17 protein-coding genes are annotated in these 19,747 nt (G+C 56.7%); 14 read left to right on the top strand and 3 right to left on the bottom strand.

Features of this window, described 5'->3' with window-relative positions; genetic code table 11:
- Positions 1-2: 2 nt before the first annotated feature.
- The 12 genes from DUD43_RS10445 (at position 3) to DUD43_RS10390 (ending at position 13,205) form a co-directional block, all read left to right on the top strand.
- Entirely contained in the window at positions 3-857 is an 855-nt protein-coding gene (locus DUD43_RS10445) for a phosphatidate cytidylyltransferase (protein WP_153230240.1), read from the top strand.
- A gap of 40 nt (positions 858-897) precedes the next feature.
- Complete coding sequence (locus DUD43_RS10440; protein WP_153230239.1) at positions 898-2,100, top strand: 1-deoxy-D-xylulose-5-phosphate reductoisomerase; 1,203 nt, start codon at positions 898-900, stop codon at positions 2,098-2,100.
- A gap of 11 nt (positions 2,101-2,111) precedes the next feature.
- Entirely contained in the window at positions 2,112-3,434 is a 1,323-nt protein-coding gene (rseP, locus tag DUD43_RS10435) for an RIP metalloprotease RseP (protein WP_153230238.1), read from the top strand.
- Positions 3,435-3,486: 52 nt separating this feature from the next.
- Positions 3,487-5,829 carry an outer membrane protein assembly factor BamA gene (gene bamA / locus DUD43_RS10430; protein ID WP_153230237.1) on the top strand — a complete coding sequence of 781 codons (2,343 nt, stop codon included), beginning with the start codon at positions 3,487-3,489 and terminating at the stop codon, positions 5,827-5,829.
- Between the two features lie 61 nt (positions 5,830-5,890).
- The gene (locus DUD43_RS10425; RefSeq protein ID WP_003799754.1) at positions 5,891-6,445 is read left to right on the top strand and encodes an OmpH family outer membrane protein; all 555 of its coding nucleotides are present in this window, start codon (positions 5,891-5,893) and stop codon (positions 6,443-6,445) included.
- 6 nt (positions 6,446-6,451) lie between these two features.
- Positions 6,452-7,585: a UDP-3-O-(3-hydroxymyristoyl)glucosamine N-acyltransferase gene (lpxD, locus tag DUD43_RS10420; protein WP_153230236.1), complete on the top strand. Its 1,134-nt coding sequence runs from the start codon at positions 6,452-6,454 to the stop codon at positions 7,583-7,585.
- Between the two features lie 12 nt (positions 7,586-7,597).
- On the top strand, positions 7,598-8,053 hold the full coding sequence (gene fabZ, locus DUD43_RS10415) for a 3-hydroxyacyl-ACP dehydratase FabZ (RefSeq protein ID WP_003799758.1): 456 nt from the start codon (positions 7,598-7,600) through the stop codon (positions 8,051-8,053).
- A 3-nt stretch (positions 8,054-8,056) separates the two neighbouring features.
- Positions 8,057-8,845 carry an acyl-ACP--UDP-N-acetylglucosamine O-acyltransferase gene (gene lpxA / locus DUD43_RS10410; protein WP_042480769.1) on the top strand — a complete coding sequence of 263 codons (789 nt, stop codon included), beginning with the start codon at positions 8,057-8,059 and terminating at the stop codon, positions 8,843-8,845.
- A gap of 77 nt (positions 8,846-8,922) precedes the next feature.
- Complete coding sequence (lpxB, locus tag DUD43_RS10405; protein WP_228125964.1) at positions 8,923-10,104, top strand: lipid-A-disaccharide synthase; 1,182 nt, start codon at positions 8,923-8,925, stop codon at positions 10,102-10,104.
- Positions 10,101-10,706: a ribonuclease HII gene (gene rnhB / locus DUD43_RS10400; protein WP_153230234.1), complete on the top strand. Its 606-nt coding sequence runs from the start codon at positions 10,101-10,103 to the stop codon at positions 10,704-10,706. The genes lpxB and rnhB overlap by 4 nt, the downstream gene beginning before the upstream one ends.
- 10 nt (positions 10,707-10,716) lie before the next feature.
- Positions 10,717-11,499 carry a TrmH family RNA methyltransferase gene (locus tag DUD43_RS10395; protein ID WP_153230233.1) on the top strand — a complete coding sequence of 261 codons (783 nt, stop codon included), beginning with the start codon at positions 10,717-10,719 and terminating at the stop codon, positions 11,497-11,499.
- Between the two features lie 257 nt (positions 11,500-11,756).
- Positions 11,757-13,205 carry an amidase gene (locus DUD43_RS10390; protein WP_153230232.1) on the top strand — a complete coding sequence of 483 codons (1,449 nt, stop codon included), beginning with the start codon at positions 11,757-11,759 and terminating at the stop codon, positions 13,203-13,205.
- Between the two features lie 204 nt (positions 13,206-13,409).
- Here DUD43_RS10390 and DUD43_RS10385 read toward each other — a convergent pair whose 3' ends face one another.
- Complete coding sequence (locus DUD43_RS10385; RefSeq protein WP_009454124.1) at positions 13,410-14,243, bottom strand: pyruvate, water dikinase regulatory protein; 834 nt, start codon at positions 14,241-14,243, stop codon at positions 13,410-13,412.
- Between the two features lie 169 nt (positions 14,244-14,412).
- Here DUD43_RS10385 and ppsA point away from each other — a divergent pair, with 169 nt between their 5' ends.
- Entirely contained in the window at positions 14,413-16,779 is a 2,367-nt protein-coding gene (gene ppsA / locus DUD43_RS10380) for a phosphoenolpyruvate synthase (protein ID WP_153230231.1), read from the top strand.
- A 171-nt stretch (positions 16,780-16,950) separates the two neighbouring features.
- Here the strand turns inward: ppsA and DUD43_RS10375 are convergent, their stop codons facing one another.
- On the bottom strand, positions 16,951-17,592 hold the full coding sequence (locus DUD43_RS10375; RefSeq protein ID WP_228125763.1) for a TetR/AcrR family transcriptional regulator: 642 nt from the start codon (positions 17,590-17,592) through the stop codon (positions 16,951-16,953).
- A 341-nt stretch (positions 17,593-17,933) separates the two neighbouring features.
- Here DUD43_RS10375 and DUD43_RS10370 point away from each other — a divergent pair, with 341 nt between their 5' ends.
- On the top strand, positions 17,934-19,244 hold the full coding sequence (locus DUD43_RS10370; RefSeq protein WP_153230230.1) for an NAD(P)/FAD-dependent oxidoreductase: 1,311 nt from the start codon (positions 17,934-17,936) through the stop codon (positions 19,242-19,244).
- Positions 19,245-19,276: 32 nt separating this feature from the next.
- On the opposite strand, the gene smpB is transcribed toward DUD43_RS10370, so the two are convergent.
- The gene (gene smpB, locus DUD43_RS10365; RefSeq protein ID WP_042480746.1) at positions 19,277-19,741 is read right to left on the bottom strand and encodes an SsrA-binding protein SmpB; all 465 of its coding nucleotides are present in this window, start codon (positions 19,739-19,741) and stop codon (positions 19,277-19,279) included.
- Positions 19,742-19,747 lie beyond the last annotated feature (6 nt).

The following is a 19,747-nucleotide window of genomic DNA, read 5'->3' as shown; positions in this document are numbered from 1 at the left end:
CTATGTTGAAACAACGAGTCATCACCGCCCTGATCTTGCTGGTCATTCTGGGCGCGGCCATGCTTGCCCCCGTGCGCTGGCCATTGCTGGCTATTTTTGTCCTGATGAGTACGCTGGCCTGCTGGGAATGGGAGCGCCTGAGCTTGTCCCAGGAGCAGCAGCGTTGGGCCTGGCCCCTGGCCTTGCTGAACGGTGCCTTGATGCTGTGGTTAAGCGTGTTCTGGTATCAGACAGGCCCACAAGGGCAGGCTGCTGATCTGGTGTACCGCGGTCTGGTGCCCTTGATGGCGGCCTTGTGGGTCGTGGGTGCCACTGGGCTGGTGCTGCAAGGTCAGGCCACACAGCGCGCGCAAGGCGTCTTGCTGAGCGTGATGGGTGTGCTCGCTCCTTTGGTCGCCTGGGCCAGTCTGTATCTATTCCTGCATGCACAGGGCATTGTTTACGTGCTCTCCTTGCTGGTCCTGATCTGGGTGGCCGACATTGCTGCTTACTTCGCAGGACGTGCCTTTGGTAAAACCAAACTGGCCCCGCGTGTCAGTCCCGGCAAGACCTGGGCCGGGGCGGTAGGTGGTATGGTTGCCGCTGCTGCATGGATGCTGATCAGCGCGAATTGGGCCGGTAGTTTCGGTGCCGATGTGGTGCACCGCTGGGGCTGGCTTGCCACCGCTGCTTTGGGTGTTGCCCTGGCGGCTCTCTCTATTGTGGGTGACTTGTTCGAGTCCCTGCTCAAGCGCCGTGCCGCTGTTAAAGATTCCAGTCAATTATTGCCCGGCCATGGTGGGGTGTACGACCGTATCGACGCCTTGCTGCCGGTTGCTCCCGTGGCCTTGCTGCTAAGTGGGGCGTGGCTCTTTTAGTCCTGCGTGGATTCAAAGTGTTTGCGTCAAGGAAGAACTCATGAGTTTCCAGCATGTATGTGTGTTAGGAGCCACCGGCTCTATTGGTATCAGCACACTGGATGTGATTGCTCGCCATCCTGACCGGATGGCGGTTTATGCCGTGAGCGGCCACACTCGTATGGAGCTGCTGGCCGAGCAAGCTCGTGACAGTGCAGCCCGTGTGGTGCTAGTGCCAGATGAAGCCGCACGTAGCCGCTTTCTGGCGGCCTGGCAGGGCGGCACCTTGCCGGAGATTCGGGTGGGCGCCCAGGCGCTGGCCGATACGGCTGCAGATCCGCAAGTGACTACCGTTATGGCGGCCATTATTGGCGCGGCCGGTTTGCCCTCGGCCTTGGCCGCAGCGCGTGCCGGCAAACGCGTATTGCTGGCTAATAAAGAAGCGCTGGTTGCTGCGGGCCGTATCTTCATGCAGGCCGTGCAAGAGGGCGGGGCGCAGTTGATGCCTATCGACTCTGAACACAGCGCCATCTACCAATGTCTGGCGGGTGAACTGCCCCCAGAACCCGGTCAGCCCGTGGCTGCTCTGCGCCGTCTTTTGGTCACGGCTTCCGGTGGGCCTTTCCGCTCGCGCAGCTTGTCCGAACTGGATGGAGTGACCCCCGAGCAAGCCTGCGCGCATCCCAACTGGAGCATGGGCCGCAAGATTTCGGTGGACTCGGCCACCATGCTGAATAAAGGTCTGGAAGTCATCGAGGCGCATTGGCTGTTCTCCGTGCCTGTTGATCAGATTGATGTGGTGGTGCATCCGCAAAGCGTGATTCACTCCATGGTCGAGTACATCGACGGTTCCGTAATGGCGCAGTTGGGGCAGCCCGACATGCGTACGGCGATTGCCTACGGTCTGGGCTTTCCGGAGCGCCTGTATAGCGGCGTAGGCTTGCTGGATCTGGCCACAATGGGTCGCCTGGATTTTGAGCAACCCGATTTTCTGCGTTTTCCCTGTCTGCGACTGGCCTATGATGCCTTGCGCAGCAGCCAGGCCGCTTGCGTGACCTTGAATGCGGCCAATGAAATCGCCGTAGACCGTTTCCTGGAACGGCAGATTGGCTATACTCAGATCCCGGCTGTGATCGAGCATTGTCTGGACAAGCTCAATGGCCGTGCCAGTCAGGCTTTGGACGCCCTGGACGGGGTCCTGGAGCTGGATAGCGAAACCCGTTCGCTGGCGCTGGATTACTGCCGAATCTCTGCGCGTATTTAACAGGAATTAACATGCTCTTCACCATTCTGGCGTTCTTGGTAGCCTTGGGCGTGCTGGTGACCTTTCACGAGCTGGGCCACTACTGGGTGGCCCGTCGTTGCGGGGTGCGGGTAGAGCGTTTTTCGATTGGTTTTGGCAAGGTGCTGTACCGTCGTTTCGACAAGAACGGCACCGAGTGGGCCGTTTCGGCCTTGCCTCTGGGCGGCTACGTCGCCATGCAAAATGATCCGCCTGCTCATGCAACGCAGGCGCAGATCGACGAATCCTTCAATCACAAACCCCTGCGACAACGCGCCGCCATTGTGCTGGCTGGCCCTATGGCCAACCTGATTCTGGCGGTGGTGATCTATGCCTTCGTGGGCTTGCTGGGCACGCAGGAACCCATTGCGCAAATTGGCCCCGTTCCAGAAGGGACACCCGCTGCACAAGCCGGTTTCCAGGCCGGAGATCGCCTGGTTTCAGTCGATGGCAAGCCGGTAGATTCCTGGTTGCAGGCACGCTGGGCCTTTATGGACGCTTTGTCCACGGGCGGCGAGCTGGAAGTGGGTGTCAAAGACCCGCTTGGACAGGAACAAAATCGTTACCTGAGATTACCGGCGGGTGAGATTTTGCCGGATGGGCAGGACCTGATGGCCCAGGCCGGTCTGGTACTGCGCCCGGCGCGCTCCATCGTCCAGGAAGTGTTTAAAGACAGTGCTGCCGAGCAGGCTGGCTTGAAAGAGGGCGATGTTATTGTCCGCCTGGATAATTTGATCGAGCCTGCTATCACGCCCTTTGTCCAAAAGGTGCAACAATCTGCGGGCAAGACGCTGGAGCTGGATGTACTGCGCGAAGGTGAAATTCAACGCCTGCTGGTGACTCCCCAGGGCGATCCCAGCGAGCAAGGCCGAATTGGTGCGCAAGTGGCCATGGACATGCCGATGACGCTGGTGCGTTATGGCCCGATCGAGAGCGTGGAACGCGGATTTACCCGTACCGGGCAGACCTTTTGGTTCTCTTTAAAGATGATCGGGCGCATGATTACCGGGGAAGTCTCTGTACGTAATGTCAGCGGGCCGGTTACTATTGCGGATTATGCGGGCCAGACCGCACGTATTGGCTTGATTGCCTACCTGAATTTCCTGGCCTTGATCAGTATTAGCATTGGTTTACTGAATTTATTGCCCGTACCTATGCTGGACGGGGGGCATCTACTGTACTATGCCATCGAAGCTGTGCGCGGCAAGCCCGCTTCGGAGCGTATGATGCTTGTCGGTCAGCGCCTGGGCCTGGCGTTGTTGGCCGTGCTGATGAGTATTGCTTTTTTTAATGACATCACCCGCCTTTTCAGTTGAGAGCGGGTGGCATACAATTTCCAACCATTTGACCGACCAAGGATTGTCCAGGATGTCGTTTAGCCGGAAACCTACTTTTGCGTTGCGTGTTCTGCCCGTATTGGTGGCAAGTCTGCTTGCTCCCGCCTTGGCGAATGCATTTGCACCGTTTGTCGTGCGCGATATTCAAGTCAACGGCATCCAGCGGGTCGATCCCGGCGCCGTGTTCTCGTCCTTGCCCGTCAAGGTCGGTGAGTCCTTCTCGGAAGAGCAGGCAGCGGACGCGATTCAGCGCCTGTACGCCACGGGCTTTTTCAGTGACGTGCAAATTGACACCGGCACCAATGTGCTGATCGTCAACGTCAAAGAGCGCCCAACTATCGCCTCCGTGTCCTTTAACGGCATGCGCGAGTTCGATGCCAAGAATATTACCAACTCCCTGGCCCAGGTAGGCTTTGGAGAAGGCCGGGTTTTTGACCGTTCCATGCTGGAACGAGCTGAATTCGAGCTGAAACAGCAATACTTGTCCAAGGGCAAGTACGGTGTGGAAATCACGCCTATCATCACGCCTTTGCCACGCAACCGTGTGGGTGTCAGCTTTGACATCTTTGAAGGTGGCCTGGCCAAGATCAAGGAAATCCGCATTGTCGGTAGCGAGGCTTTCTCGCAAAGCGATTTGCTTGATCAGATGGAATTGACCACTTCGGGCATGATGACCTGGTACACCGGTACCGATAAGTACTCCCGCGAGAAACTGGAAGGCGATATGGAGCGTATCCGCTCCTACTACCTGAATCGTGGTTTCCTGGAGTACTCGGCCGAAGCGCCTCAGGTATCGATCTCGCCCGATCGCAAAGACATTTACATCACCTTGACCGTACACGAAGGCATGCCTTACACGCTGAGCAGCGTGAAGCTGTCCGGTGATTTGCTGGGTCTGGAAGACAAGATTCAGCCACTGGTGCAACAGAAAGAAGGCGAGGTGTTCTCCTCGGGTAAAACCACCGGCACCGTGAAAGCAATTACGGAATACCTGGGTGGCTTGGGTTACGCGTTTGCCAATGCCAACCCGAACCCTGTTCTGGATCGTGAAAATCACACGGCTGACCTGACTTTCTACGTTGACCCCGGTCGCCGTGTCTACGTGCGTCGTATTGAAATCGGTGGCAACGTCCGCACCCGTGACGAAGTAGTTCGCCGCGAAATACGCCAGCAGGAAGCAGCCTGGTACGACTCGGACGCGATCAAGTTCTCGCGTGACCGTGTGGACCGTCTGGGCTACTTCAATGAAGTGGACGTGAACACCAAACCCGTTCCCGGTTCGCCTGACCAGGTGGATGTGAACGTCGTGGTTCAGGAAAAACCGACCGGTCTGGTTAACCTGGGTATTGGTTACGGCTCTACCGACAAGCTGATGTTGTCGGCGGGTATCAGCCAGGACAACATTTTCGGTAGTGGTAACAGCCTGTCCTTGCAGGTCAACACCAGTAAGGTGAATCGTACCGCGGTGATCAGCCACACCAATCCCTATTGGACAGGTGACGGTATCAGCAAGACGACATCGCTGTACTACCGCCGTACCACTCCTTATCGTTCGAACGACGGTTGGGGTGATTACCAGAATACAGCGATCGGTGCTGGCATGAACTTTGGTGTTCCGATCTCGGAATACGATCGTATCTTCATGGGCGTGAACTTTGAGCAGAACAAACTCTCGCGTTTGAGCCCACAGAATACGCCACGTGCTTATCAGGATTACGTGGAAGAGTACGGCGAGCGTACCAATACGTTTATCTTCAATCTGGGCTGGTCCAAAGATACCCGTGACAGCGCGATTGCTCCCAAGAAAGGTAGCTTGACCAGTCTATCGGCCGATCTGGGCACGATGGATTTGAGCTACTACATGCTGCGCGCCAGTCACCAGCATTACATCCCGCTGGGCCGTTCATACACTTTGGCTCTGAACGGTGCAATTGATTACGGCCGTAGCGTAGGTAACAAGACCTTCCCGGTCATCAAGAACGTATATGCCGGTGGTATTGGTTCGGTACGTGGTTACGAGGGTGCCTCTTTGGGCGCTCGCGACACCTTGACCGGTGACTACCTGGGTGGTTCGCGCCGCATGATCGCCAACGCCCAACTGTACCTGCCATTCCCTGGTGCATCACGTGACCGCACGTTGCGTTGGTTCGTCTTTGCCGATGCCGGTAAGGTCGACAACACTAGCGGTGGTTGTGCAATGGGTCGCCCTGATCGTCTGTCGGAAGACCCATGCGGTTGGAAATACGCTGCGGGTCTGGGCTTGTCGTGGGAATCCCCACTTGGTCCTCTGCAGTTGTCCTACGGTCGTGCCTTGCGCGCCAAGGAAGGTGACGACAAACAGGCCTTCCAGTTCCAGATTGGTACCGCTTTCTGATGTTCGTGTTTAGTGGCACAATTGCACTATTCTGCAGCCTAATTAGCAAGGTAGATTTTTCATGAAGTCAAACATCGCATTAAAACTTACAAACATCGCCCGCAGCTTGTCGCGTGGCAATAAAGCGCTCGTTCTGGCTGCCGCGCTGGGTGTCGGCGCCATGACCGCTGCTCCTGTTGTTCAGGCCCAGACCAAAATTGGTTTTGTCAGCACGGAACGCATTCTGCGTGACTCCAAACCAGCCAAAGCTGCCCAGACCAAAATCGAAGCAGAATTCAAGCGCCGTGACGAAGAGCTGGAGCGCATGGCCAACAACCTGCGTTCGCAAGCTCAGAAGTTCGACAAGGACGCTCCTGTGCTGTCCGAGTCCGACCGTGTGAAGCGTCAGCGTCAGCTGGCTGATCTGGATTCCGATTTGCAGCGCAAGCGCCGCGAATTCCAGGAAGACTTCAACCGTCGCCGTAACGAAGAGTTCTCGGCCATTGTTGAGCAGGCTGATGCCGCCATCAAACGTATTGCTGACTCCCAAGGCTACGACCTGATCATTCAGGACGCCGTCACTGTCAGCCCACGCGTGGACATCACCGAGGAAGTTCTGAAAGCACTGGGCGGTTGATGCACTATGCCGGTATTGCTGAACGTTGATCAGGCTGTACAACTGTCTGAACTCATAGACGCCATCAACAAGACCGGACTGGATTGCAAGCTGCCAGAAGGCATTAAAGAGCCTATGCCCCGGATTCGGGGCCTAGGCTCTTTGCTTTCTGCGGGCCCGGAGGAAATCAGCTTTCTGTCCAATCCCAAGATGCAGGATCTGCTGGAGCAGACTTCTGCCGCGGTGGTGATACTGACGCCACAAGTCTATGAAGGTCTGGGCTTTACACCATCCTTTATCCCGGTTTTGTGCTCGCAACCTTATCTGATGTATGCGCTGCTGGCGCAGCGTTTTGATCAGGTACGCATGGCGGATTTGCCCAAGGGCATTCATCCCACTGCGGTGATTGATCCCAGTGCGCAGTTGGGTGAGGGTGTGTCGGTTGGGCCATTCTGTGTGGTCGAGGCTGGCGTCAAGATCGGACGCGGCACCCGTTTGGGTGCGCATTGCGTGATTGCTGCGGGTTCGACTCTTGGGCAGGACTGTTTGCTGCACGCACGTGTCACCCTGTACCACCAGGTGCACATTGGCGCGCGCGCCATTCTGCATTCGGGCGTGGTGCTGGGTGCTGACGGTTTTGGTTTCGCGCCGGATCCTGTGAAAGGGAAGGGGGCGTGGGCCAAGATTGCGCAGATCGGTCACGTACGTATTGGTGACGATGTTGAAATCGGTGCCAATACCACGGTGGATCGTGGCGCACTGGATGACACGGTGCTGGCCAACGGCGTCAAGCTGGATAACCAGATCATGATCGGGCACAACGTGCAGGTCGGCGAACATACCGCTATGGCGGCGTGTGTGGGGGTGGCCGGCTCTACCCAGATCGGGGCGCGTTGTACGATTGCGGGGGCCGCCATGCTCTCGGGGCATCTGGTTCTGGGGGACGATGTACACGTCTCTGGCGGTACGGCTGTTACCTCCAACATCAGCCAGCCCGGACGTTATACCGGGGTTTATCCCTTTGCAGGACACCAGGACTGGCAGAAAAATGCTGCCGTGTTGGGACAATTGAGCGGTTTGCGCCGTCGCCTGCGTTCTTTGGAACGTCAGCAGGCGGATGGGGCAAATGAATCATCTGAACATATCAATAAACAAAAATAAGCAGGACAGGACATGGAACTCGACATTCGACAAATTATGGATCGCCTCCCTCATCGTTACCCGATGCTGCTGGTTGATCGCGTCTTGGAACTGGTGCCCGGCAAGAGCATCGTCGCCATTAAAAACGTGTCGATGAATGAACCCTTTTTTACGGGCCACTTTCCGCACATGCCGGTTATGCCTGGGGTCTTGATCATTGAAGCCATGGCTCAGGCAGCCGCACTGTTCTCTTTTACCGATCCCGAGGATCCGTACGCCAAAGTGGACAACAAGCTGGCCTATTACCTGGTCGGTGTGGATGGCGCACGTTTCCGCAAACCCGTGATGCCAGGCGATCAGTTGCGTCTGGAAGTGACGGCTGACCGTATCAGCCGCGCTTTGTGCAAGTACACAGGCCGCGCCCTGGTCGATGGCCAAGTGGTTGCCGAAGCCAAAATTATGTGTGCTATCCGTCAATTGGAAGAATAGTTTATGCGTATTCATGAAACGGCCATCATCGAAGCAGGCGCTCAGCTTGCAGATGATGTTGAGGTCGGGCCTTACAGCATCATTGGGCCCAATGTCACGATAGGGGCGGGCACCAAAGTGGGCCCTCACTGCGTGATAGATGGGGTGACCACGATTGGTCGCAACAACCATTTCTACCGTTTCTGCTCCATCGGGGGCATGCCGCAGGACAAGAAGTACGCTGGTGAACCGACTCGCCTGGAAATTGGCGATGGCAATATGGTTCGTGAATACGTCACCATCAACACCGGCACGGTGCAGGATGTGGGCGTGACCCGTGTTGGCAATGACAACTGGATCATGGCCTACACCCACATTGCTCACGATTGCCAGATCGGCAATCACACGATTATTGCCAATAGCGTCCAGCTGGGCGGTCACGTGCATATCGGCGACTGGGCCATTCTGGGCGGCTTGACTGCTGTGCATCAGTTCGGTCGTATCGGCGCGCACAGCATGATTGGTGGCACCAGCTCGGTGCGTCAGGATATTCCTCCTTACGTCATCGGTGCAGGCGATCCTTTCCGCCCTGTTGGTGTGAATAGCGAAGGCCTGGGCCGTCGCAACTTTTCGGCTGAAGCGATTTCAGCCGTGAAGGAAAGCTACAAGCTGTTGTATCGTCGCAAGCTGACGGTGGAGCAGGCGGTAGAGCAGATGCAAGCCTTGCAGGAAACGCAGCCTGAATGCCGTGCGGCCGTTCAGGTCATGATCGACTTTCTGAACGACTCCAGCCGGGGTATTTGCCGACCATGAGCAGCGCCTCCAGCCCATTAGCGGCGCGTTCAGACGGGTCGGGGCAAACAGGGGCCAAGCGGGATCTGCGTATAGGAATGGTGGCAGGGGAGCCGTCTGGCGATTTGCTGGCCGCTCGCATCATTCAAGGGCTGCGCCAGGGCAATCCTGGCTTGCAGGTAGAAGGCATAGGCGGCCCCGAGATGGCCGCCCAGCAATTTCACCAATACTATCCCATGGACGCCTTGACAGTATTTGGTTACGTCGAGGCGCTCAAACGTATTCCGGGTCTGGTCTCCACCTATTTGGGCATGCGCAATCAATGGTTGCGCCAGCGTCCCGATGTGTTTGTGGGTATTGACGCCCCGGACTTCAATTTGCGCCTGGAGCATCGTTTGCGTCAGGCTGGTGTGCCTACGGTGCACTTTGTGGGGCCCTCGATCTGGGCCTGGCGCTATGAGCGTATCCACAAGATCCGCGAAGCGGTTTCCCATATGCTGGTGCTGTTTCCTTTCGAGACCGAGATCTACGAAAAGGAAGGCATTCCAGTGACCTATGTGGGCCACCCCTTGGCAGCGAATATTCCTGTGCAGCCGGACAAGGCTGATGCGCGCCGTCGCCTGGGCTTGCCCGAGACAGGCCGTATTCTGGGCGTATTGCCCGGCAGCCGCTCCTCCGAGGTCAAGATGCTGTCGCCGCGCTTTTTGCAGGCCGTACGGATCTTGCAGGACCAGGATCCGGATCTGACGATTCTGGTACCTATGGTCAATCCCAAGCGCCGTCAGGAGTTTGAGGAAGCACTGGCCCAACACCCCGTTCGCAATTTGCACATTATCGATGCCAATACGGCCGGTATTCGTCAGCCGGATTCGGAAGGTGTGGTCCGTCCACCCGCCTGGACGGTGATGGAGGCCAGTGACGCGGTTCTGGTAGCCAGTGGTACTGCCAGCCTGGAAACGGCCTTGTACAAGCGTCCTATGGTTATTTCGTATGTGCTCAGCCCCATGATGGAGCGCATCATACGGTGGAAGTCCGGTCAGGACCGGCCTTATGTGCCCTGGGTGGGTTTGCCCAATGTGCTGGCTCGGGATTTTGTCGTGCCGGAGCTGCTGCAAGAGGATGCCGAGCCCAAGAAGTTGGCGCAGGAGTGCTGGAAGGCCTTGAGCGATCAGAGCTACGTGGCGCATATCGAGCAGGTCTTTACCGAGATGCATTTGACCTTGCGTCGGGACACACCGGCCCTGGCGGCCGAGGTCATTCTGAATATGGCGCGTGCATGAAGCAGCTGGATTTATTAGTCAGTGATGTCTCGGCAGGTTTGGTTGCGGGGCTGGATGAAGCGGGGCGTGGCCCTTTGGCAGGTCCCGTCTTTGCCGCTGCCGTGATTCTGGACCCCAACAATCCCATTGAAGGCCTGAACGACTCCAAGAAGCTGAGCGCCAAACGGCGTGAAGCCTTGGCAGTGCTGATCAAGGAAAGGGCGTTGGCCTGGGAAATTGCCAGCGCTACCGTGGCGGAAATTGATGACATCAATATCCTGCACGCTGCCATGTTGGCGATGCAGCGAGCCTGTAATGGGCTGAGCGTCAAACCGGAACAAGCCTTGGTGGATGGCAATCGCATTCCAACCGGCCTGTGTTGCCCGGCAGAAGCCATCATCAAAGGTGATGCCAGCCATGCTGCCATTGCGGCCGCATCGATTTTGGCCAAAACCGCGCGGGATGCGGTCTGTCTGGAATTACACCGAGACTATCCCGAATACGGTTTTGACCAGCACAAAGGCTACGGGACGGCCTTGCATTTGGATCGTTTGTCCCAGCACGGGCCTTGTCCCGAGCATCGTCGAAGTTTCGCGCCTGTACGCGCATCTTTAGTTAGGTAAGTTGAAGAAAATGAGGCTGATTGAATCCAAAGATAATGCGCTGTTCAAACGAGTACAGCGCCTGGCTCACGATAAACGCGAGCTGGACGGGGGCGATCAGCTGATTTGGTTGGAAGGCATCCATCTGTGCCAAATGTGGCTGGAACGGAGGGGCTTGCCGGAACTGGCCGTTTTCGAGATGGATCGTCACTCGGATGAACTGCTGGAGCTGGCGCGCTTCCTGCCCGGTCATAGCAGCGTCACCTTCAATGCCACCTTGATGAACGCGGTGTCCCAGGTTGGCCAGGGGCAGGGCATAGGTTTTATTGTCCGTGTGCCTCGTGGACAGGCTTGGACAACTCCCACGAAATGCGCCATCTTGCTGGATCAGGTTCAAGACCCGGGCAATGTGGGTACGGTGCTGCGGACGGCGGTAGCGGTGGGATTGGAAGCGGTGTATCTGACCCCCGGCTGTGCCAGCGTCTGGTCGCAGAAAGTGCTGCGTAGTGCGCAGGGCGCTCATTTCTCCATTCAAATCCATGAGCAGGTCGATGGCGTGGCATTGCTTGAAAAAGCCGCCTTGCCGGTGCTGGTGACTTCTCTGGGCCTGGATACCCAGGACCTGTATGAGTCCAGCCTGCCCAACCAAGGGATTTGGGTTTTTGGTAATGAAGGGCAGGGTGTCAGCCCGGCCTTGCTGGCCAAAGCGACTCAACGCTTGTTCATCCCTCAGGCTCCTGGCGTGGAGTCCTTGAACGTGGCCATAGCCACCGCACTTTGCCTGTACGAGCAACGTCGTCAACATAGCCGCTAGTCCCAGCGGCTTTATTGCGCGGTGTTAAGCAGAGTTAGCCTGTATGCGCTAATTCTGTCTTGATATAGCACTTGTCTCTACTTGTAAAATCAAGTAAATCATCTAGTAAGGCGCCTACTTATCGGTACGCTAGCACTGAGTGCATAGCGTAGTAGACGCCTGTCTGCTAGAGGCTCCCGCAGAGCCGCCTTTTCCCTTTGTATCGCTCCATCGTTGTATCCGGCTGGATTCCCAATCCTTTTCAGATGAGGTCAACAATGAAACTTAGCGAATACGCGACCTATGATGCCCTGGCGCTGGCTGAGCTGGTCGCCAAGAAACAAATCAGTGTTCAAGAATTAAGCCAGGTGGGCAAAAAAGCCGTCGACAGCTTGAACAGCAAAATCAATGCGGTTGTAGAGAGCTGGGACGGGGAGATTGACCCCCATGCCGACCGGGACTCCGTACTGTACGGCGTCCCGTTTTTGATTAAGGATTTGGCCATCACCATGAAGGGCAAACGCTACGAGTTGGGTAGCAAGCTGGCGCAAGACATGGTGATGGATGCGGATAGTACCTTGATGAGCCTCTACAAGGAGGCAGGACTGGTCACCCTGGGGCGGACGACCACCTCGGAGTTTGCCATCAGTACAACGACGGAAGCACGCTGCGTAGGCCCTACGCTGAACCCCTGGAACCCTGCGTTCAATGCAGGCGGCTCCACAGGAGGCTCGGCCGCTGCGGTAGCAGCAGGGATGGTGCCGGTGGCTCATGCAACCGACGGCGGTGGCTCCATTCGTGTCCCTGCGGCGGTGAACGGCCTGTTTGGTTTGAAACCGACTCGGGGGCGTGTCTCCAGCGGCCCTCTGCAAGATGAGGTGTGGAGCGGTTTGCTGGCCCACCTGGGTGTCAGCCGCAGTGTGCGGGACAGTGCAGCCTTGCTGGATGCGATTAGCCGCCCTGGTATTGGAGAGCCGTATTACACGGCAGCGCCACCTCAAACCTTTCTGTCGGCTGTGAAGAAAAACCCAGGCTCCTTGCGTATCGGGCTGATGATGGACCCACCCAGTGGCGATAAAACCCAGTCTGCCATTGCGGCCAAAGCGATTGATATGGCCTCGGTGCTGGAGTCCCTGGGTCATCAGGTGGAGCCCCTGGTGTTTGATTTCGGCGTCAGCTGGGAAGCTTTTGTGCACGCCAATGCCCAGTTCTGGAACGTGAACACGGCGGCGTGGATAGACAGCATTGCCGTGGCCACAGGACGGCCGGTAAATGAGGAGTATCTGGAGCAGGCCACGCTGGCGGCCTATGCCTACGGCAAGAAGATAAGCGGGATTGATATTCTGGGGGCGATTGCCGTGCGTAATACGGTCTCCCGGAATCTGGGGGCGTATTTCCAGAAATACGATGTCTTGATGACGCCGACCGTGCCCACGTTGCCCATGAAGGTGGGGGAGTACAACAAGGTACAGGATCAGGTAGATGGCCTGGGCTGGATTGCCCATGTTTTCCGGCAAGCGCCTTTTGCGGCTTTGGCCAATATCAGCGGTTCCCCCTCCATGTCCGTGCCTGCTGGGCAGGATGTGGCCACTTCTTTACCCATAGGGATGATGTTTACCGCCGGCTATGGTCAGGAATGCCTCTTGTTTGGGCTGGCCGGGCAACTGGAGCAAGCCTTGCCTTGGGCCGATCAGCATCCGCAGGTCTGGGTGGGCAAGTTGGACTAAGAGGGGGGCAAGCCCAGTGGAGACAAGCAGGTCCAGGCAGATGGACACCCGCAGAGACGCAAACGGGGGCGAAGCAGACCTGATACCGTACCCACAGCAAACAAAAAGGCCTGAGTTCGGTGTGATACCGAGATCAGGCCTTGATGTTGAGGCTGTCCGAATACACCCGCAGGGGGCGTATCACGTGGACTAGCCGTTCAATCCTTAGTAAGAGCGGCGGTCCAAACCGACATCGTCCAGAATCTTGGTGGAGATCTCTTCGATGGATTTGGTGGTGGTAGACAACCAGGGGATGCCTTCCATGCGCATCAGGCGCTCGGCTTCGGCCACTTCCATACGGCACTGCTCGATGGTGGCGTATTTGCTACCCGGACGGCGCTCATTACGCACTTCAGACAGACGGTCCGGATGAATGGACAGGCCAAAAATCTTTTTCCGGTAGGGGGCCAGCGTGGCGGGCAGGGTGCCGCGCTGGAAATCTTCGGGAATGATGGGGTAGTTGGCGGCCTTGACGGCGTACTGCATCGCCAAGTACAAGCTAGTAGGCGTTTTTCCGCAGCGGGACACACCCACCAGAATCACGTCGGCTTGTTCCAGACCATTCACGTACTGACCATCGTCGTGCGCCAGGCTGAAGTTGATGGCCTCAATGCGGTTGTTGTAGCGCTTGGACATGCCACCGGAGTGCGAACGGCCCACAGAACGGCTGGATTTCACTCCCAGGGCGCGTTCAATGTGTCGTACAAAGGCACCAAACAAGTCCAGGAAGGTGCAATTGGCCGCGCCAATGATGTGCGCCATCTTGGGGTCAACCAGGGTGCTGAATACCAAAGGCTGCTGGCCCTGTTCCTGGGCGCATTGATTGATGCGGTCAGCGACAGACTGGGCTTTCTCGATGGTATCGATGAAGGGAATCCGGATGGCCTGAAATTCGAATTGAGCGAATTGCGACAGGACGGAGTTGCTGAAAGTTTCGGCGGTAATGCCCGTGCTGTCGGAAACGACAAAGACGGTACGCTCAATAGGAGAAGAAGACATGGAATAAGTCGTGCACAATGCTCGGGAAACGGTACAATTTGCAAGATTACCATTTACCGCTCGAATCGGGGTATGGAAAGGCAGGTTTGCTTAGGACAGATCACACAGACGGCAACGCTGGGATCACTGCCCTAAGCAAACACGCTTTTTTTTCTATTCAAGGTGACTTATGTCTTACGTAATTGGTTTCGACAAGCTCCGCATGACGGACGTCGACACAGTGGGCGGTAAAAACGCTTCGCTGGGTGAAATGATCAGCCAGCTGGCTGACGCCGGTGTGCGCGTGCCAGGTGGTTTTGCCACAACAGCCGAAGCATTCCGCGTTTTCCTGAAAAACAACGATCTGGACAAGCGCATTCAGCAGCGTCTGGATACGCTGGACGCCGACGACGTTCGTGAACTGGCTGCTGCCGGTGCCGAAATCCGTCAGTGGATCATCGACACGCCATTCCCTGCCGACTTTGAAAAAGCCGTACGTGACGCGTTTGCTGAGCTGGACGCCGATGGCAAGGGTTCCTTTGCCGTGCGTTCGTCCGCAACCGCTGAAGACTTGCCTGACGCTTCCTTTGCCGGTCAGCAAGAAACCTACCTGAACGTGGTGGGCATTGACGAGGTGCTGAGCAAGATTCACCACGTGTTTGCTTCCCTGTACAACGACCGCGCTATTTCCTACCGCGTGCACAAGGGCTACGCCCACGCTGAAGTGGCTCTGTCCGCTGGTATTCAGCGCATGGTGCGCTCCGACAAGGGCAGCGCCGGTGTGATGTTCACCCTGGACACCGAATCGGGCTTCAAGGACGTGGTCTTTTTGACTTCCTCCTACGGCCTGGGCGAAACCGTGGTTCAAGGTTCGGTCAATCCCGACGAGTTCTACGTGTACAAGCCAACACTGGCTTCCGGTCACTACCCCATCATCAGCCGCCGTATTGGCTCCAAGCTGATCAAGATGGAATTTGACGAAGGTCGTACCACCGATCACGCTGTGCGTACCGTGGACGTGCCTGTGTCCGAGCGCAACCGTTACTCCCTGAGCGACGAAGAAGTGATCGAACTAGCCCGCTACGCCACCATCATCGAAAAACACTACCAGCGTCCTATGGACATTGAGTGGGGTCGTGATGGTATCGACGGCAAGATCTACATCCTGCAAGCCCGTCCTGAGACGGTCAAGTCCCAGCAAGGCAGCAACGATGTGCAAGAGCGTTACCGCCTGAAAGCCACCGGCGAAGTGTTGGTGACTGGTCGTGCGATTGGTCAGAAGATCGGTTCGGGCAAAGTCCGTATCGTGGCTGACGCTTCCGAGATGGATCTGGTCAAACCCGGCGACGTGCTGGTGACCGACATGACGGACCCTAACTGGGAACCCATCATGAAGCTGGCTTCGGCTATCGTCACCAATCGTGGCGGCCGTACTTGCCACGCGGCGATTATTGCTCGCGAACTGGGCATTCCCGCCGTGGTCGGTTGCAACAACGCCACAGACGTGCTGAAAGAAGGCCAGGAAGTGACGGTGTCTTGTGCTGAAGGCGACGAAGGTCGTATTTACGACGGTCTGCTGGAAACCGAGATCGAAGAAGTCAGCTGGGGCCAAATGCCCGAGATCGGCCTGAAAGTCATGATGAACGTGGGTAACCCACAACTGGCTTTCGACTTCTCGCAAATCCCTAACGATGGTGTGGGTCTGGCTCGTCTGGAATTCATCATCAACAACAACATTGCGATTCACCCCAAAGCTGTTCTGGACTACCCCAATGTGGATAGCGACCTGAAAAAGGCGGTGGAATCGGCTGCTCGTGGCTACGCCAGCCCACGTGCATTCTTCGTGGAAAAACTGGCTGAAGGTATTGCGACTCTGGCCGCTTCCTTCTACCCCAAGCCCGTCATCGTGCGTCTGTCGGACTTCAAGTCCAACGAATACCGCAAGCTGGTGGGTGGTTCGCGCTACGAGCCCGAGGAAGAGAACCCAATGCTGGGCTTCCGCGGTGTGGCTCGCTACCTGTCCGAAGATTTCGCAGAATGCTTCAAGATGGAATGCGAAGCCCTGAAGAAAGTGCGCGACGAAATGGGTCTGACCAACGTCGAAATCATGGTGCCATTCGTGCGTACCCTGGGTCAGGCAGAGCGTGTGGTTGAGCTGCTGGCTTCCCACGGTCTGGCTCGTGGCGAAAACGGCCTGCGCCTGATCATGATGTGCGAAGTGCCTTCCAACGCCATTCTGGCCGAGAAGTTCCTGCAGCACTTTGACGGTTTCTCCATCGGTTCCAACGACATGACTCAGTTGACTCTGGGTCTGGATCGTGACTCCGGTATGGAACTGCTGGCTGCCGACTTCGACGAGCGCGATGAAGCGGTGAAGTTCATGTTGAGCCGTGCCATCAAGGCATGTCTGGCACAAAACAAATACGTTGGTATTTGTGGCCAAGGCCCCAGCGACCACCCCGACCTGGCCAAGTGGCTGAGCGAAGAAGGCATTATTTCGCTGTCGCTGAACCCTGACACGGTTGTGGACACCTGGCAGCGTCTGGCCAAGGCCTAAGACCTAAGTTACTGCCAGAGAAGTTTCTCTGGCAGTACGCTGGTCAAGCCAGTCAAAACAAAACACCCCGGCATGGAGCTTCCATGCCGGGGTGTTTTTGTATGGGGTGTTTGCTTGTTGCTACGGTGGGTAGGGTGCTGATAGCCAGCGGCGCAGCGGCGTGATGAAACCTTAGTTGGCTGTGTCGTTTTGGTAGACGTGCAAGAACATATCCAGAATATGTTCGGTTTCGCTTTGGATGTGCTCTTCGCTCCAGGGCTCCATGGCACCCATCAGCAGGAGCACGATTTCGCCTTCGCTCAGGCAGCGGAAGTGTTCCACCATCAAGGCCGGGTCCAGCTTGCGCAAGGTGCCGCGCTCGATATGTCGGGCAAAAAAGCACTGTACGCCGTCCCAGATCTGATCATCCAGCATCTCCATGAAGCGTTTGCCGATATCGCTATGGCCGCCTACCGAGACAACGATACGCAAGAGCTGGGCGGTTTGCTTGGAGTAGAGATTGCGCAGCATGGGCAGCAAAAAGCGCTTCAGTTCTTCGCGTATCTCGCCTTCGCAGTCCAGCTTGGTCAGGACCTGCTCGGTAAATTCCTGGGCGCCTGTCAGCAGGACAGCCAGCAAGAGGTCTTCTTTGGACGGGAAGTAGTTGTAGAGTGTGCCCTTGGAGCCGCCTGCCAATGCAGCGATTTGGGACATGGATGTGGCCTCAAAACCATTCTCGCGAAAAACCTCGGAAGCAACTTCCAGGATTTTGTCGCGGCGTTCGCGCCCCTTTCGAGTCGCGCGTTGGGATTTTCGGGGAACATCGTCGTGCATAATGGCAGGCAAAAATTAAGTGAATAGGACAAAGTCAGCATCATACCGTATCAATGGCTGCTGTGCTGCTGCTCTATTTCGATCGTTAAGGGGAAGCAAGACCAAACCCCTTAATTTTACGACATGCACTGCTGCTGGACCTATTTGTTTGCTTCAGTCTTTGATCTAAGGCCTATTAAAGCGCAAAAGTGCCACACATTCGGGTGGTAGCACAGGCCAGCGCTTCTGGAGGCGCCTGGCGGCGTCTACAGATCGCTATAGTCCTTATCTGTTTTAATTTAAAGTATAAGGCGGCGGTTCTGATACTCTCTTTGCTTAAGACAAGGCCCAAGGAGTTTTGGATGTCTACTACGCAGTCGTATCAAGTGGTGATCGTTGGGGGCGGGGCAGGTGGCCTGGAGCTGGCTGCCAAATTAGGACGTCAGTTCGGGCGTCAGCATGTCTTTCTGGTTGACAAGGACAGTGACCATATCTGGAAACCGTCTTTGCACGAGGTTGCCGCCGGCACCCTGGATATTCACCGTGAAGGGCTGTCGTACTTCATGCTGGCGCGTGACTGCGGCTTTACCTTTATTCAGGGCGAAATGACCGGCATAGACCGTGAACAGCGCGTTATTACGCTGGCTCCTGTTCTGGGGCCCGATCACGAAGAAGTCTTTCCGGAACGCAGCCTGTCTTACGGCACGCTGGTGATGGCCGTGGGCAGCAAATCCAATTTCTTCAATACGCCTGGCACCCACGAACACGCACTGGCCTTGGACTCGACCCATCAGGCCGAGCGTTTCCGTTTGAAATTGCTCAATGAGCTGATCAGTGTCACACGCCGCGCGCAACGGGAGCCGGGTGCACCGCTGTACATCAATATTGTCGGGGGCGGGGCAACCGGGGTGGAACTGGCGGCCGAGCTGCTGGAGGCCCGTGCCGATTTAAGTATTTACAGCATTCCGGGCAGCAGCTCGGACCGGGAAGTGCGTATTACCTTGCTGGAAGGCGCAGATCGCATTCTGTCCGCCTTGCCGCCCAAGCTGTCCGCCACGGCTCAAAGCCTGCTGGAACAGCGTGGCGTGGCGGTACGGACCTCGGTACGGGTCAGCCGTCTGGCAGCGGATCACATCGAGGATGTAAACGGTGGCCAGTATCCCAACGATTTGTGCGTCTGGGCGGCCGGGATTGAAGCCCCAGCCTTTTTGGGTCAGCTGGGCTTGCCCGTCAACCGTATCAATCAGCTGGTGCTGGATTCCTGTCTGTCCACGCCCGACCCCTATATCTGGGCCCTGGGCGACTGCGCACAAGTGCCTTGGGACAAGGAAGGCCAGTTCCTGCCCGCACGCGCTCAGGTCGCGCACCAGCAAGCCAGTTACTTGCGCAAACGTCTGGCTGCGCGCATTCAGGGCAAGCCGGTGGATGAAGCACCCTTTGTCTACAAGGACTACGGCTCGCTGGTTTCCGTGGGCCATAGCCGTGGGGTAGGGAGCCTGATGGGGGTCTTGTCCGGCAAGAGCTGGTTTGTGGAAGGTTTGCTGGCTCGCATCATGTACATGAGCCTGCACCTGATGCACCACATGGCGATTTTGGGGGTTGCGCGAACGGCAACCTTGGCTTTGGGCCGCTTGCTCAGCAAACGGGCCGCCCCTCGTGTTAAATTACATTGAGATTTGGAACAAAACGGGCTTTTTAGCCCGTTTTATTCATTCGTCTTACGGCGGGTGTCGTGTTTCATCAAGCGTTCTTGTTCGCGCTTCCAGTCTTTGTCGCGGGAAACATCACGTTTATCGTGCAGTTTTTTACCGCGGCCCAGACCGAAGTCCAGCTTGATACGACCTTTCTTGTAGTGGAGGTTCAGGGGAACCAAGGCGTAACCACGTTGCTCAACCTTGCCGATCAGCTTGCTGATTTCTTCGGCTTTGAGCAGCAGTTTACGTGTACGAGTGGCATCGGGCCGGATATGGGTGGACGCTGTCGGCAAAGCGCTGACGTGCATCCCGATAATAAACAGCTCGCCTTCGCGTACGATGACAAAGCTTTCTTTGAGCTGTACATGACCAGCTCGGATCGCCTTGACCTCCCAACCCTCCAAGACCAGACCAGCCTCAAAGCGCTCTTCGATAAAATATTCGTGGGTAGCCTTGCGATTATCAACAATACTCATGAATTA

Origin of the sequence: Alcaligenes faecalis (genome assembly GCF_009497775.1) — a bacterium.
Taxonomy (GTDB): Bacteria; Pseudomonadota; Gammaproteobacteria; order Burkholderiales; family Burkholderiaceae_B; genus Alcaligenes; species Alcaligenes faecalis_D.
The sequence above is the reverse complement of the archived record's forward strand: the minus strand, read 5'-3'. Positions and strand labels throughout refer to the sequence as shown.

Excerpts from the sequence above, each read along its gene's own strand:
- DUD43_RS10445 (WP_153230240.1), top strand. The coding sequence starts at position 3 with ATGTTGAAACAACGAGTCATCACCGCCCTGATCTTGCTGGTCATTCTG.
- DUD43_RS10440 (WP_153230239.1), top strand. The coding sequence starts at position 898 with ATGAGTTTCCAGCATGTATGTGTGTTAGGAGCCACCGGCTCTATTGGT.
- rseP (WP_153230238.1), top strand. The coding sequence starts at position 2,112 with ATGCTCTTCACCATTCTGGCGTTCTTGGTAGCCTTGGGCGTGCTGGTG.
- bamA (WP_153230237.1), top strand. The coding sequence starts at position 3,487 with ATGTCGTTTAGCCGGAAACCTACTTTTGCGTTGCGTGTTCTGCCCGTA.
- DUD43_RS10425 (WP_003799754.1), top strand. The coding sequence starts at position 5,891 with ATGAAGTCAAACATCGCATTAAAACTTACAAACATCGCCCGCAGCTTG.
- lpxD (WP_153230236.1), top strand. The coding sequence starts at position 6,452 with ATGCCGGTATTGCTGAACGTTGATCAGGCTGTACAACTGTCTGAACTC.
- fabZ (WP_003799758.1), top strand. The coding sequence starts at position 7,598 with ATGGAACTCGACATTCGACAAATTATGGATCGCCTCCCTCATCGTTAC.
- lpxA (WP_042480769.1), top strand. The coding sequence starts at position 8,057 with ATGCGTATTCATGAAACGGCCATCATCGAAGCAGGCGCTCAGCTTGCA.
- lpxB (WP_228125964.1), top strand. The coding sequence starts at position 8,923 with ATGGTGGCAGGGGAGCCGTCTGGCGATTTGCTGGCCGCTCGCATCATT.
- rnhB (WP_153230234.1), top strand. The coding sequence starts at position 10,101 with ATGAAGCAGCTGGATTTATTAGTCAGTGATGTCTCGGCAGGTTTGGTT.
- DUD43_RS10395 (WP_153230233.1), top strand. The coding sequence starts at position 10,717 with ATGAGGCTGATTGAATCCAAAGATAATGCGCTGTTCAAACGAGTACAG.
- DUD43_RS10390 (WP_153230232.1), top strand. The coding sequence starts at position 11,757 with ATGAAACTTAGCGAATACGCGACCTATGATGCCCTGGCGCTGGCTGAG.
- DUD43_RS10385 (WP_009454124.1), bottom strand. The coding sequence starts at position 14,243 with ATGTCTTCTTCTCCTATTGAGCGTACCGTCTTTGTCGTTTCCGACAGC.
- ppsA (WP_153230231.1), top strand. The coding sequence starts at position 14,413 with ATGTCTTACGTAATTGGTTTCGACAAGCTCCGCATGACGGACGTCGAC.
- DUD43_RS10375 (WP_228125763.1), bottom strand. The coding sequence starts at position 17,592 with ATGCACGACGATGTTCCCCGAAAATCCCAACGCGCGACTCGAAAGGGG.
- DUD43_RS10370 (WP_153230230.1), top strand. The coding sequence starts at position 17,934 with ATGTCTACTACGCAGTCGTATCAAGTGGTGATCGTTGGGGGCGGGGCA.
- smpB (WP_042480746.1), bottom strand. The coding sequence starts at position 19,741 with ATGAGTATTGTTGATAATCGCAAGGCTACCCACGAATATTTTATCGAA.